Genomic DNA, 13194 nt, shown 5'->3' on the forward strand with positions numbered 1-13194 from the left:
CCAGATGATAGAGCGCCTTGAGCGCGTATTTGGTCTTTTTCGATATCATATCTAGTTGAACTATAGATAAAATAAATATACCCCGACGTCAAGGACTTTTTTTACCTCATCTCTACCCGATATGGGAAAAATGCCATGGGGCGCGACCGTATATCAGCCGGCCGGCACGGAGAGAGTCCCAGCTCTGGTCAAGCACAAAGCCCCCTTCCCGTTTGATCGGGAAAGGGGCTTTCGATTTTCATTTTGCCACCCCCAAGAACACAGCCAGGCAGCGCTCAATCTCCACCATTGTGTCTGCGTCAATGCTCCCGAAGGCTGGCCCCATCTTGTCGCGCTTGACGGTCATGGCCTTGTCCACCATTACCTGCGAAGGCTTCTGCAAGCCGTTCTCGCTGCTTGGCTGGACGGTGATGCGCAGTAACGGGGCCTCCACCAGCGTGCTTGTCACCGGCAATACGGTGACGCTGGTATGTTCGTTGAACCGGTCGGACTGGATCACCAGGGCGGGCCTTGGCTTGCCAAAGTCCCCCTGCATGGCAATGGTGACGAACTCCCCGCGCCTCACTCTGTCCACCCGTCCACGTCCGCAAGGGCTTCATCCATGAACCGCTGCATATCGGTGTCGGCCTTGTCAGCTTGAGCCGCAAGCCGGGATTGGCGACGGCATTCTTCGGCAAAACCCGGCCGCCGGGTGTCCGGCACCCAAATCTGCACAGGGCGCAGACCTGCGGCACGCAGGCGATCTCTGTGGCTCTGTACACGTTGCCTAACCGGTTGAGTTCGCATAAGAATATCTCCTCCTTTTGTTACATGTAACACCGGGCCAAAGAAAATGTCAAGGGGCATTGTTCGGCATTGACCGTATGTCAATGGGGCGCTAGTCTGCCGGAAGTGTGCGGACAATCGCTAGAGCAGATTTTGCCGGTCAATTTGATAAAAATGGTTGAACATAAGCAAAGAGGATCGCCTGCGATGCTGTAGCAGCCAAGCGACCAGCAAAAAAAAGCCCACTCAAACACAATGGTTTGAGCGGGCTTGACCGATGTGGTCCCGGCTGATTACGTAAAATTCCAGATCATCATTTCGAGAATATCCTTGAAGCTCTTGCCGATCTCTCCGACGACCGTCGGCTCGAAGCCGCAATGCATCATGCACTGGGCGCAGCGGGGGTCTTTGCCGACGCCGTACTTGTTCCAATCGGTCTTTTCCATCATCTCCTTGAAGGTCGGATAATGGGCATCGGTAATCAGGTAGCAGGGGGCCTTCCAACCGCGCGGGTTGCGGGTGGGGTTGCCCCAGGGGGTGCACTCCAGCTTCTTTTCTCCCTTGAGGAAACGGAGGTACATGGGGGTTGAGAAGAAGCGATGCTTTTTGCTCATCTCATAGACCTCGGCGAATTTCTTTTCAATCTCGCGCCGCTCCAGGAACAGCTTTTCCCCCACCGCCTCGTAGCCGAAACCGGGTGCCACCAGCAGGCCGTCCACCCCGATCTCCTCCAGGTGGGTAAAGAGCATCTCGATCTCCAACAGGTTGGTTTCCTTGAGGATGGTCGTGTTGGTGCAGACGCGGAACCCCAGTTTCTTGGCCTTCTTGATCCCTTCCATGGCGATCTTGAAAGCGCCCTTGCGCTCCAGGATACGGTCGTGGGTCTCCTCAAGGCCGTCCATGTGGACATTGAGGGTGAAATTAGGGTGGGGCTTCATGTTGTCCAGCGCCTTTTCCAAAAGTATGCCGTTGGTGCAGAGGTAGATGTGCTTGCCCCGGTCGAGCACGCCACGGATCAGGTCGTAGACGGGTGGGTAGAGGAACGGCTCGCCGCCGGTGATGGTGACGACCGGCGCGGGGCACTCGTCCACCGATTTCAGGCAATCCTCCAGGCTCATCATCTCCTGGATGGTGTCGGCGTATTCCCGGATGCGGCCGCAGCCGGAACAGGCCAGGTTACAGAGATGGGTCGGCTCAAGCATGAGGACGAGGGGGTATTTTCCCACCTTGTTGAGCTTGTTGCTGACGATATACTTGGTCAGGTCGTAGTTGAGGCGCATCGGAAAACGCATTTTTCAATCCTTTCAATTTGTTACTACAAAAATCTGCCACAGAGACTGATGTGTACGAATCTTTCAGGTGTCCTACGATTTCACAAAACCTTCCACGGCAGCGGCAATCCCTTCGGCGTCGATGCCCAGATCCTTGCGCAGTTGGGCCTGACTGCCATGCTCCACATAGTGGTCCGGGATGCCGAGCCGTTTGATCTTAACATCCTGCCGGCCATTATCAAAGAGCAACTCCAGTACGGCGCTGCCGAAGCCGCCTTGCAGAGCGTTCTCTTCGACGGTGACGATGCGGCCGGTCTGTCCGGCCGCCGACAGGATCAGGTTCGCATCCAGCGGCTTGACGAAACGGGCGTTGATCACGCCTGCAGCTATGCCCCGACCCTTCAGGGTCTCGGCGGCCTGCAGGGCCGGATAGACGGTGGAACCGATGGCGACGATACATACGTCGTTCCCCTCCACAAGCAGTTCGCCCTTGCCGATCTCCAGGGACGTCAGTTCGCGGTCCATCTCCACGCCGTAACCCGCCCCGCGCGGATAGCGCATGGCCATGGGTGCGCCGGAGTAGACGGCGGTCTTGAGCATATGACGCAACTCGTTCTCGTCCTTGGGGGCCATCAGCGTCATGCCGGGCAGATGGCGCAGATAGGAGAGGTCGAAGACGCCGTGGTGGGTCGGGCCGTCGTCGCCCACCAGGCCGGCCCGGTCCATGGCGATGGTCACCGGCAGATTCTGCAGGCAGATGTCGTGAAAAACCTGGTCATAGGCGCGCTGCACAAAGGTTGAATAGATGGCGGCCACCGGACGGAAACCGTCGGCGGCAAGGCCGGCGGCAAAGGCCATGCCGTGCTGTTCGGCGATCCCCACATCGAAGAACCGTTTTGGAAAGCGCTCGGCGAAACGGTTGAGCCCGGTGCCGTCCGGCATGGCCGCCGTGATGGCCACGATCTTGGGATCCTGCTCGGCCAAGTGCACGATGGTTTCGCCAAACACCTCGGTGTACGACTTGCTGCCCGCCTTGGGGGCGCCTTTGCCGGTGGCCACGTCGAAAACGCCCACACCGTGGTACTTGGAGGGGGTGTCCTCAGCCGGCTTGTACCCCTTCCCCTTGGTGGTCATGACATGCACCAAGAGCGGGCCGTCCAGTTGGTTGATATTATTGAACACTTCGACCAGTTGCGGCAGATCGTGGCCGTCCAGGGGGCCCAGATAGTCGAACCCCAGGGCTTCGAAGAGCGAACCGGGGGTGAGAAAGCCTTTCAGAGAGTTTTCCGCCCGCCGGGCAAAGTGGAGGATATCCGTGCCGATGGCGGGGATGTTCCGCAGCAGCCCCTGCATCTCTTTTTTCAGGTCGCGGAAGTACCGGCCGGTCATCTTGCGGGAGATGAACGACGAAAAGGCGCCCACATTCTTGGAAATCGACATCTCGTTGTCGTTCAGCACCACCACGAGATTTTTCTTGAGGTGCCCGGCCTGGTTGAGTGCTTCAAAGGCCATGCCGCCGGTCAGGGAACCGTCGCCGATAACGGCGATAGCATGATTCTTGGTGCCTTCCAGGTCACAGGCCACCGCCATGCCCAGGCCGGCCGAGATGGAGGTGGACGAGTGCCCCACGCCAAAAGCGTCGTGCTCCGATTCACAGCGTTTGGGAAACCCGGAAAGCCCCTTGTACTGACGCTGGGTGGGGAAACGTTCACGCCGCCCGGTGAGGATCTTGTGGGTATAGGCCTGGTGCCCCACATCCCAGACGATTTTATCCTGGGGGGAGTCGAAGCAGTAGTGCAGGGCGATGGTCAACTCCACCGCCCCCAGATTCGAGCCCAGGTGGCCGCCGGTGGTCGAGACCGTTTCCAGCAGGAAACGGCGCACCTCCTCGGCCAGGGCCGGCAGCTGTTCGGGCTTGAGCTTTTTCAGATCAGCCGGAGAGTTTATCTTGTCGAGGTATGTGTACATGATCGTTTCTCCATCGAAAAATCACTGTGCAGGGCAGCGGCGGCTACTTGTTTTCCACATAACCGTTGCCCTTAAACCACGCTACGGCGCGTTGCAGCGCATCATTTACCGGTGTCTGGGGCAACCCCAGCTCCCGTACCGCCTTGCCTGAATCGAAAAACATGAACTTCGCCGCCATCTGGACGCCCGCCAGAGGTATCAGCGGTTCTCTGCCGGTGATGCGGGCAATGGCTTCGTTGGCGTAGGCCGCCAGCAGGATCGGCGTGTAGGGCAGTCGCACCCGGGGTGCCGCCAGGCCGGTGATCTCCTCCAGCAGGCCAAAGATGTCACGCAGGGTCAGGTTGGCGTTGCCCAGGATGTACTTCTCGCCCACACGCCCCTTCTGCTCCGCCAGGATGTGGCCACGGGCACAATCTTCGACGGCGATGATGTTGAGCCCCGTGTCCAGATAGGCCGGCATCTTGCGGTTGAGAAAATCGACGATGATCTTGCCCGTGGGGGTCGGCTTGATATCGAGGGGCCCGACCGGCGTCGACGGGTTGACGATGACCAGGTGCAGGCCGCGGCTGGCGAACCGCTCCGCCTCCCGTTCCGCCAGGAATTTGCTCTTTTTATAATGCCCCACCATGTCGGCCAGGGTCACCGGCGTATCTTCGGCGCCCGGCGTGCCGTTGCCTGGATTGCCGAGCGTCCCCACGCTGCTGGTATAGACCACCCGCGCGAGGCCGTTTTCCAAGGCAGCCTCCAGTACGGCTTTCGTGCCTTCGACGTTGATGCGGTACATCTGCCGGGGGTCGCGGGTCCAGAGACGGTAATCGGCGGCGGCGTGATAGAGCGTATCACATCCCTTCAATCCTTGCCGCAGGCTTTCGGGGTCCTGCAGGTCCCCCCGCCACAACTCGATGTCCAGCCCCGCCAGGTTGGAGGTATCCGACCCGGCCCTCACAAGGGCGCGCACCTCGCGGCCGTCTTTCAGCAACTCCCTGGCAATGCTTGCGCCGATAAAACCGGTCGCGCCGGTGATAAATGTCTTCATAGCCACTCATTTTCCACTGATGCCGTGCCGAAACAGCCAGTTACAGCAGGTTACGACCGCCGCTTCATAAATGGGGAAAGCCCCGGAATATGGCAAACTCGGGGCTTCCCAGCGAAACGAAATGTCATTGCCGCCTGGACGGCGCTATTTTTTTTCTCCGCTTTCCGCGAGCAGGCGGCGGTACTTGCCCAGCGCTGTCAGCGGGAAACAGTTGCGGTAGATGTGGTACTTGATCATGAAAAACTTGGGAAACCCGGTGCCGGTGAAGGCATCCTCATCCCAGGTTCCGTCCTGTTTTTGGCTGTTCAGCAGGTAGTCGATGCCGCGGGCCACGGTCTTGGAGTGCACCTCGCCGGCCGCCATGAGCGCCAGCAGCGCCCACCCGGTCTGAGACGGGGTGCTCGGCCCGCTGCCCATCAACGAGCGGTCGAAGTAGGACTCGCAGACCTCTCCCCAACCGCCGTCCATATTCTGCTTGGATTTAAACCAGTTGACCGCCTTTTTGACGTAGGGCCGGGACATGTCCTCGCCGATGGCCTGCAAGCCGCACAAGACCGACCAGGTGCCGTAGATATAGTTGACCCCCCAACGGCCCCACCACGGGCCTTCCGGCTCCTGTTCCTTCTGCAGGAATTCAAGGGCGTGCTCGGCCGCCGGATGGCTTTTGGAATAATTGAAGTTGCCCATCAACTCCAGCATGCGGCCGGTCAGGTCGGCCGTCGGCGGATCGATCAGGGCTTCCAGGTCGGCAAAGGGGAGCTTGTTCAACAGGTATTTGGTATTGTCCTTGTCGAAAGCGCCCCAGCCGCCGTTTTGGCTCTGCATCCCCATGCACCAGGAGATACCGCGTTTGATGGCCTGTTCCTTGTGTTTGCGGTCCCGTACCTTGATATCCTTGATGGACAGCATGACGAAACCGGAGTCGTCCACATCGGGGTACCAGTCGTTGAGGAACTCGAAGGCCCACCCGCCCGGCTCCAGCTCCGGGGCCTTGATCTGCCAATCCCCTTTGCGCCGCACCTCCAGGTCCAGCAGCCATTGGGCCGCTTTGACCAGCGCCGGATGGTCGGCGGGAACCCCGGCCTCCTGCATGGCGACGAGCGCCAGGGCGGTGTCCCATACCGGCGATATGCACGATTGCAACACCAAGCCTTCTTCATCCTCGATACAGAAATTGGCCAGCGCCTCCAGCCCCTTGACGACGGCAGGATGGTCGTTTGCATAGCCGAGACAATGCAGGGCCAGGATCGAGTTGAGCATGGCCGGCTGGATGCCGCCCCAATCGCCGGTCGGCTCCTGGTGGTCAAGTATCCACTGTTCGGCAACGGACGTGGCCTTCTTCTTGAACGGCCGGATGGGGCTGGACTCGTACACCTTGCACAAATGGTCCACGCCGATGAAGAAGTTTTTCCAGGTGAGGATGCCGTCTTCCTTGGTAAAGGTATAGTCGGTCGGCCTGAGCGGGCGGACGTAAAGCTCCTTCACCCGCGCCCAGGGGGGAAGCTTGCGCACCGGGCGTTCGGCCATCACCACCGAAAGCGGGATGATGGTCCCCCGGGCCCAGCTGGAGAGCTCATAGACGTTGAAATAGGCCCAGTTGGGCAAAAGCATCAGTTCAATCGGCATGGACGGGACGCCGAGCCAGGAAAACTCGCCGAACAGGGCCAGGAATATCTTGGTAAAAACGCGCGCCTTGATGATGCCGCCGTTGGCCAGGATGAATTCCCGCGCCTTGCGCATGGCCGGATGGTCCGCCGGGTAGCCTGCCAGCTTGAGGGCGAAATAGGCCTCGATGGTGGTCGAGAGGTCGCCGGGGCCGGTATGCCAGATGGCCCAATAGCCCTCCTCGGTCTGTTTGCCGAGGATGTAGCGGGCCATTTTCCGCTCGCGCACCTTGTCCACCATCCCGAGAAAGTGGAACAGCATGACGTATTCCGACGTGATGGTGACGTTGGACTCCAGCTCTGCCCACCAATAGCCGTCCGGCAATTGCTCCCGGAAAAAGAAATCGCGGGTCCGCTCGATGGCCTTGTCCAGCGGACTTTTTGCGTCGCCCACCATCTTCTTCCAGATGGAGGGTGGCAGGTGGTGTACCTTGGCAACCGTTTTTTTAGGGGGATCTATAGCTGGTGCAGTTGGTGCAGCCGTTTCCAAATTGAACGATGTCAGCGCCGTTGAAATCGGATATTTGCTTGAATTCATTCACAAAGCTCCTGGTGATCGCAATAAAGGCAATGCCGAGGGCATTTGTCAGTTAAATTGTGCTTTAATATCACAGAAACCGAAAGATGTATATTTTTTTTCATATTACCGATACACGACCGTGACACCCGCCCCTGATCTCCCGGCGGAATACCGGCCCCAGATTGAAGTTTGCCAGCATCGGGGTGGTTATGTTATACACGATATATCAGCCATGAATTCGGCAAAAATGAAGGAGATCATGCATGTTGTCGGGAAAACAGAAACGCCACCTGCGCGCCCTCGGGCACAGCCTCAAACCGGTCATCCACATCGGCAAAAAAGAGATCGAAGAGGCCTTGATCAAGGAGGCCAATGCCGCTTTGGACTGCCATGAACTGATCAAGGTCAAACTCCTGGAAAGTTGCCTGCTGGACAAGAACGAGGCTGCCGAAACCCTGGCCGGGTCATGCGATGCCGACATCGCCCAGATATTGGGCAAGACGTTCCTGCTTTACCGCCCGGCGACGCCACCGGTAATCGTCCTGCCAAGTGCGGAAAAACCTGCCAAGGCAAAAAAGGCATGACCGTACGCGCTGCCCTCTTTGACCTGGACGGCACCCTGGTGGATTCGCTGGGCGACATAACCGATGCCGTCAACCATATGCTGGCCGGCTTCGGCTCCCCCTCCCTGACGGCCCCCTCGGTACGCAAGCTGGTGGGCAAAGGAGCCCGGAATCTTGTCCGGCGGGCACTCGGCACCGAATCACAGGACGATATTACGCGGGCGCTCGATCTGTTCGTAGCCTACAACAGCAGCCATATCGCGGATAAAAGCTCGCTCTATCCCGGCGTTCGGGAGGCGCTGCAGCAACTGGCCGAAAGCGGTATCCGCATGGCGGTCATTTCCAACAAGCACGAGGCCCTCTGCCGTCTGGTCATGGAGGCGCTCGGCATCGCCCGGCAGTTTGAAATCATCTGCGGCGGGGATACCTTCTCCGAGATGAAACCTTCCCCCCTCCCCCTGCTGCGGGTGGTGGAACGCCTCGGCGTGCCCCCCTATGAAGCGGTTATGATAGGGGACAGCATCAACGACGTACAAGCCGGCCAACAGGCCGGCGTCACCACCATCGGTTGCGCCTGGGGCTATGGCGGTGAGGAAGAGTTGACGGGGGCGGACCACCGTGCCGCATCCTTCAGGGATGTGACGGCCATCCTCTTGAACGGGACATTAGCGGGCTGTTGAAAAACTCAGGTTGTTCAAAAATAGTCAGATCGTCGCCCCCGCAGAATGTCCTGCGGAGGCGTAGCAGCGCTACGCCGCACGAAGGGGCATTCGAGGACGAAGGCCTGATGACTGTTTTCCAACAACCTCTTAGGAGACCATGAACGGCTGGACCGGAACCATACTCAGGGTCGACCTGAGCGCCGGAACGGCGCAGCGCGAGACCATACCCCGGCAATTATTGGAGGAGTACCTCGGGGGCCGCGGACTGGGGGTGCGCCTGATGCGCGACCGCTTTCGGCTTCCCCCGCTCGATCCGGCCATGCCGTTGATCTTTGCCGTCGGGCCGCTGTGCGGCACCCCTGCCCCGACAGCCGCGCGGCTCTCGGTGATCTCCCGGTCTCCCTTGACCGGCACCGTCTGCGATTGCTCCGTAGGCGGCCGTTTCGCCTGGCATCTGAAAGCGGCCGGACTGGACGCCCTTATGGTGACCGGCAGGAGCCTTGAGCCGGCCGTTCTGGCAATTCGGCCCAACGAGGTGGCAATTCTGCGGGCCGGCCAGCTGTGGGGCAGGGATATCCCCGCAACGGTGGACGCCCTGAAAGAACAGGGGAGTGTGGCGGCCATCGGTCCGGCCGGTGAAAACGGCGTCCCCTTTGCCAGCATCGTGATGGACGGGGGGAGTTCGGCCGACCGGGGCGGCCTGGGCGCCGTGATGGGAGCAAAAAACCTCAAGGCGGTGGTTGTCGACGGCGACCGCGTGACGACGAGCGCCGATCCCGTCCTGCTGGACAAGGCCCGCAGTGATGTGCTGCGGCTCTTCAACGCCTCTCCGGTGATTTTCGGCCCCCTGGGGATCGCCGAGTTCGGCACCCCCGTACTGGTGGACCTCATGGCCCAACGCCGCATGACCCCCACCGGAAACTTCCGCACGACCTTCTTCGAGCGCTCGGCCGCCTACTCCGGACCGGCGATCCGGGAGGCCTTCGCCCCCCGGAAAAACGGTTGTTACGACTGCCCGATCCAGTGTCGGAAAGCGACGGCACAGGGCATTTCCCTGCCGGAATACGAGACCGCTTCCCACTTCGGAGCTCTCCTCGGGGTTGACGACCTGCAGGCCATCGTTGCGGCGAACCGCGTCTGCAACGACCTGGGGTTGGACGGAATCTCGGCGGCCGCCACCCTTGCCGCGTGGGGCGAGATCAAGGGGAAATTCCCCACGGCAGGACAGATCCCCGCCCTGGTGGAGGATATGGCCCTGCGCCGCGGCGAGGGCGAGCTTCTGGCGCTCGGTTCGCGCCGCCTTGCGGAGCACATGGGCAGGCCGGAACTTTCCATGAGCGTCAAATCCCTGGAACTGCCGGCCTACGATCCACGGGGGGCCTACGGCATGGCGCTGGCGTACTGCACCAGTACCCGCGGCGGCTGCCACCTGCAGGCTTATCCCATCGCCCATGAAATCCTGCGCAAACCGGTGCCCACCGACCGCTTTTCGTTTTCCGGCAAGGCCCGCATCATCACCATTGCCGAGGATACCAACGCCGCCATGGACTCCCTGGCGGCCTGCAAGTTCGCTCTCTTCGGCGCCAGCCTGGAGGAGTACGCCGAACTGCTGACCGCCGCCACCGGCATCGGGTATTCCCCCCAGCGGCTGCGGGAGATCGGCCGCCGTATCTGCCTGACCGAGCGTTTCTACAACTGCGCCAACGGCTTCTCCCGCAAGGACGATCGCCTGCCGGAGCGTTTTTTCAACGAGCCGGGGACGAGCGGCGACGGCATTCATATCCCCCCCATCGACCGACGCCGTTTTGCAGAGGAGTTGGACAAGTACTACCGCATCAGGGGGTTGAATGCCGACGGCTGTTTCGATGATGCCGACTTCCTGGAAAAACTGCCGTGAAATGGTTCGGCAAAGCCCCCTCCCCCGGGCCCACCGGGCCGCTGCCCACGGACAACAGGGGTATCGGCGATCTGGGGGAGGCTCTGGCCACCGTATTCCTCGAAGGTCACAACTACCGCATCCTGGAACGCAACTACCGCTGCAAGGGGGGCGAGGTGGATATCGTGGCCCGGGACCCGCGGGACAAAAGTCTGGTCTTCGTGGAGGTCAAGACCCGCCGCGACCTTTCCTACGGCGTGCCCCAACTGGCGGTGACCCCGTTCAAACAGCGCCAGATATCAAAGGCCGCCCTGACCTGGCTGGCCCGGAACCGGCAACAGGACGCCAATGCCCGCTTTGACGTGATCGCCATCCTTCTGGCGGAGAGCGGCCCCCACAAGATCGAGCATATCGAGAATGCATTTGAGTTGGCATATTGAAGAGGAGGTTTGCATGGATTTCACCGCCGTACTGGCCCAGATAAAACCGAAGCTCGGTTGCGTCGCCGATAACCTGGCGCTCATCGAGGAGCGCATCGAAGAGGCGAAAGCGGCCAAGGCCGACCTGGTGATCTTCCCCGAATTGGCCCTGACCGGCTATTTTCTCAAGGATCTGGTGCCGGAGGTGGCCCGGCGGCTGGATTCACCCGAGATCGCCCGGCTGCTGGAACTTTCCCGCGGCATCTCCATTGCCGTGGGCTTCGTGGAAGAAACCTCGGACTATAGATTCTTCAACTCGGCCCTCTACCTGGAAGACGGGGTGATCAAGCACCTCCATCGCAAGGTCTACCTCCCCACCTACGGCCTGTTCGACGAGCAGCGCTACCTGGCCCGGGGGGAACGTTTCCGAGCCTTCGACACCAAGTTCGGCCGCATGGGCCTCCTGATCTGCGAGGATATGTGGCACCTTTCAAGCTCCTACATCCTGGCCATGGACGGGGCTGCCACGCTGCTCTGCCTCTCCAGCAGCCCCGGCCGCGGCGTGGAGGGAGAGTCTCTCGCTTCAGCCGCGTCCTGGCAGAAATTGACCGCCACCACGGCGCTGTTCCTCAACTGCCGGGTGCTGTACTGCAACCGGGTGGGGTACGAAGACGGCGTCAATTTCTGGGGCGGTTCGGAATATATCGCTCCGTCGGGCGAGTCGATCATACGGGCCCGGCTGCTGGAGGAAGACAGCGTCAGCGCACGGTTGGAGGAAGGCGCCCTGAGGCGGGAGCGGATTTTCTCTCCCATGCTGCGGGACGAGAATCTGTTCGTGACCCTGCAGGAGCTCAGGCGCATCGAACGGGAAAGGGGGCTGTGATGGCGGGGCTGTCAGCCAATACGGAACTGTTGCGAAAAATCCTGGTCGGCTTCGTACAAGACGAGGTGCACAAGGTCGGGGTCAAAAAGGCCGTGCTGGGGTTGTCGGGGGGGATCGACTCGGCCCTGGTGGCGTTCATCGCCGCCGAGGCGCTGGGGGCCGAAAACGTCCACGCCATCTGCATGCCCTACAAGACCAGCAACCCCGAGAGCGAGGCCCATGCCCGCCTGGTGGCCCAGGCATGCGGCGTGGACTTCACCCTGGTGCCGATCACCCCCATGGTGGACGCCTATTTCGGGATGTTCCCGGATGCGAACAATATGCGGCGCGGCAACAAGATGGCCCGCGAACGCATGACCATCCTCTTCGACCATTCCGCCCATTATTCCGCCCTGGTGCTGGGAACCAGCAATAAAACCGAACTGCTGCTCGGCTATGGGACCCTCTACGGCGACATGGCCAGCGCCCTCAATCCCATCGGCGATCTCTACAAAACCCAGATTTGGCAACTGTCCGAGGCCATGGGAGTACCGAACGAGGTGATCGAGAAAAAACCTTCCGCCGATCTGTGGGCCGGCCAGACCGACGAGGAGGAGTTGGGCTTTTCCTACCGCCAGGTGGACGAACTGCTCTACCGCATGGTGGACCTGCGCCTGACCAGGGAGGAACTGATCGGCGCAGGCTTTGGCCCGGAGTTCGTCGACACCATCTACAAGAAGGTTCAGAACTCCCACTTCAAGCGGCGCCTGCCGGTGATCGCCAAGGTATCCAACCGCACCATCGACCGGGATTTCAGGTACTCCCGGGATTGGGGCAAGTGATGGCTTGAGCGGGAATGGTATTGGCGCTTTATCGGCGACTTCTGATACAATGGGGGTATCGGGAGGTGGCGCGGTGATAATCATGACGTATCGTTACGCCGCCCATGAGGATATTGAAAACGATCTCACATGGATGCAGAGCTTCAGGACCGGGGTACCGGCACGATGATGGCCATTTCCGGGAAGGACAGGGAAACACGAATGAAGCGAGGTGAGGAAACAACACTTGTCTACTCCAGCGAAACCGGTCGTGTCAGCCGGGGCGCCGCAAAACCGCAGGGGATGCAGCCGTCGAAGCGGGTACCGGCGCAGCCGCCGGCCGACGGGACGGTCCGTCTGCGCCGCGAGGTCAAGGGGCGCGGTGGGGGAACCGTTATCGTCATCACCGGCGTACCGCTCACGGGAGAGGCGTTGAAGGAATTGGCCGGGGCGCTGAAAAAACGCTGCGGCTGCGGAGGCACGGTCAAGGAAGGGGTCATCGAGATTCAGGGGGACCATCGCGACACGCTGCTCAAGGAATTGGAGTCGCGTGGATACCGGGTCAAACTGGCGGGAGGATGAGAATGCAATTAATTCCTTGACCGTAATGATTTTTTCAAATATTTTTTTATATTCGATTTATTTTGTCGAGCTTGAAAACGCGGGCGAGGCGCTCGTGCGAGAGTGGCGGAATTGGCAGACGCACCAGACTTAGGATCTGGCACCGAAAGGTATAGGAGTTCAAGTCTCCTCTCTCGCACCATGTA

13 protein-coding genes and 1 tRNA gene are annotated in these 13194 nt (G+C 60.3%); 8 read left to right on the top strand and 6 right to left on the bottom strand.

What is annotated here, in order from left to right; all coding sequences use genetic code 11:
- Nucleotides 1–238 precede the first annotated feature (238 nt).
- From F6V30_RS14900 to shc, 6 genes are all read right to left on the bottom strand, one after another.
- A complete protein-coding gene (locus tag F6V30_RS14900) occupies nt 239–574 on the bottom strand; it encodes a type II toxin-antitoxin system PemK/MazF family toxin (protein WP_246163553.1) in 336 nt (111 codons plus the stop codon).
- Nucleotides 562–846, bottom strand: coding sequence for an antitoxin MazE family protein (locus tag F6V30_RS17520; RefSeq protein ID WP_420850290.1), 285 nt, complete (start codon nt 844–846; stop codon nt 562–564). Before F6V30_RS17520 ends, F6V30_RS14900 begins: the two co-directional genes overlap by 13 nt.
- A gap of 212 nt (nt 847–1058) precedes the next feature.
- Nucleotides 1059–2057 carry an adenosyl-hopene transferase HpnH gene (gene hpnH, locus F6V30_RS14910; protein WP_151157748.1) on the bottom strand — a complete coding sequence of 333 codons (999 nt, stop codon included), beginning with the start codon at nt 2055–2057 and terminating at the stop codon, nt 1059–1061.
- A 72-nt stretch (nt 2058–2129) separates the two neighbouring features.
- On the bottom strand, nt 2130–4004 hold the full coding sequence (dxs, locus tag F6V30_RS14915; RefSeq protein WP_151157749.1) for a 1-deoxy-D-xylulose-5-phosphate synthase: 1875 nt from the start codon (nt 4002–4004) through the stop codon (nt 2130–2132).
- 43 nt (nt 4005–4047) lie between these two features.
- A complete protein-coding gene (hpnA, locus tag F6V30_RS14920; protein ID WP_151157750.1) occupies nt 4048–5040 on the bottom strand; it encodes a hopanoid-associated sugar epimerase in 993 nt (330 codons plus the stop codon).
- 144 nt (nt 5041–5184) lie between these two features.
- Nucleotides 5185–7242, bottom strand: a complete 2058-nt coding sequence (gene shc / locus F6V30_RS14925) for a squalene--hopene cyclase (protein ID WP_151157751.1) — start codon at nt 7240–7242, stop codon at nt 5185–5187.
- A 245-nt stretch (nt 7243–7487) separates the two neighbouring features.
- Between shc and yhbY the strand changes: the two genes are divergently transcribed.
- From yhbY to F6V30_RS14965, 8 genes are all read left to right on the top strand, one after another.
- The gene (gene yhbY, locus F6V30_RS14930) at nt 7488–7808 is read left to right on the top strand and encodes a ribosome assembly RNA-binding protein YhbY (protein ID WP_151157753.1); all 321 of its coding nucleotides are present in this window, start codon (nt 7488–7490) and stop codon (nt 7806–7808) included.
- Nucleotides 7805–8467, top strand: coding sequence for a phosphoglycolate phosphatase (gene gph, locus F6V30_RS14935; RefSeq protein ID WP_151157754.1), 663 nt, complete (start codon nt 7805–7807; stop codon nt 8465–8467). Before yhbY ends, gph begins: the two co-directional genes overlap by 4 nt.
- A 139-nt stretch (nt 8468–8606) precedes the next feature.
- Nucleotides 8607–10346 carry an aldehyde ferredoxin oxidoreductase family protein gene (locus F6V30_RS14940; RefSeq protein ID WP_151157756.1) on the top strand — a complete coding sequence of 580 codons (1740 nt, stop codon included), beginning with the start codon at nt 8607–8609 and terminating at the stop codon, nt 10344–10346.
- A 41-nt stretch (nt 10347–10387) separates the two neighbouring features.
- A complete protein-coding gene (locus F6V30_RS14945) occupies nt 10388–10765 on the top strand; it encodes a YraN family protein (protein WP_151157837.1) in 378 nt (125 codons plus the stop codon).
- Between the two features lie 13 nt (nt 10766–10778).
- Nucleotides 10779–11627 (top strand): nitrilase-related carbon-nitrogen hydrolase, encoded by an 849-nt coding sequence (locus tag F6V30_RS14950; RefSeq protein WP_151157757.1) that lies wholly within the window; start codon nt 10779–10781, stop codon nt 11625–11627.
- Nucleotides 11627–12448, top strand: a complete 822-nt coding sequence (locus F6V30_RS14955) for an NAD+ synthase (RefSeq protein ID WP_151157759.1) — start codon at nt 11627–11629, stop codon at nt 12446–12448. Before F6V30_RS14950 ends, F6V30_RS14955 begins: the two co-directional genes overlap by 1 nt.
- A gap of 201 nt (nt 12449–12649) precedes the next feature.
- Nucleotides 12650–13009, top strand: a complete 360-nt coding sequence (locus F6V30_RS14960; protein ID WP_151157760.1) for an SUI1 family translation initiation factor — start codon at nt 12650–12652, stop codon at nt 13007–13009.
- Nucleotides 13010–13105: 96 nt separating this feature from the next.
- Nucleotides 13106–13190: transfer RNA gene (locus F6V30_RS14965), tRNA-Leu, on the top strand.
- Nucleotides 13191–13194: the final 4 nt, after the last annotated feature.

The sequence above is a fragment of the Oryzomonas sagensis genome (assembly GCF_008802355.1).
Lineage (GTDB): Bacteria > Desulfobacterota > Desulfuromonadia > Geobacterales > Pseudopelobacteraceae > Oryzomonas > Oryzomonas sagensis.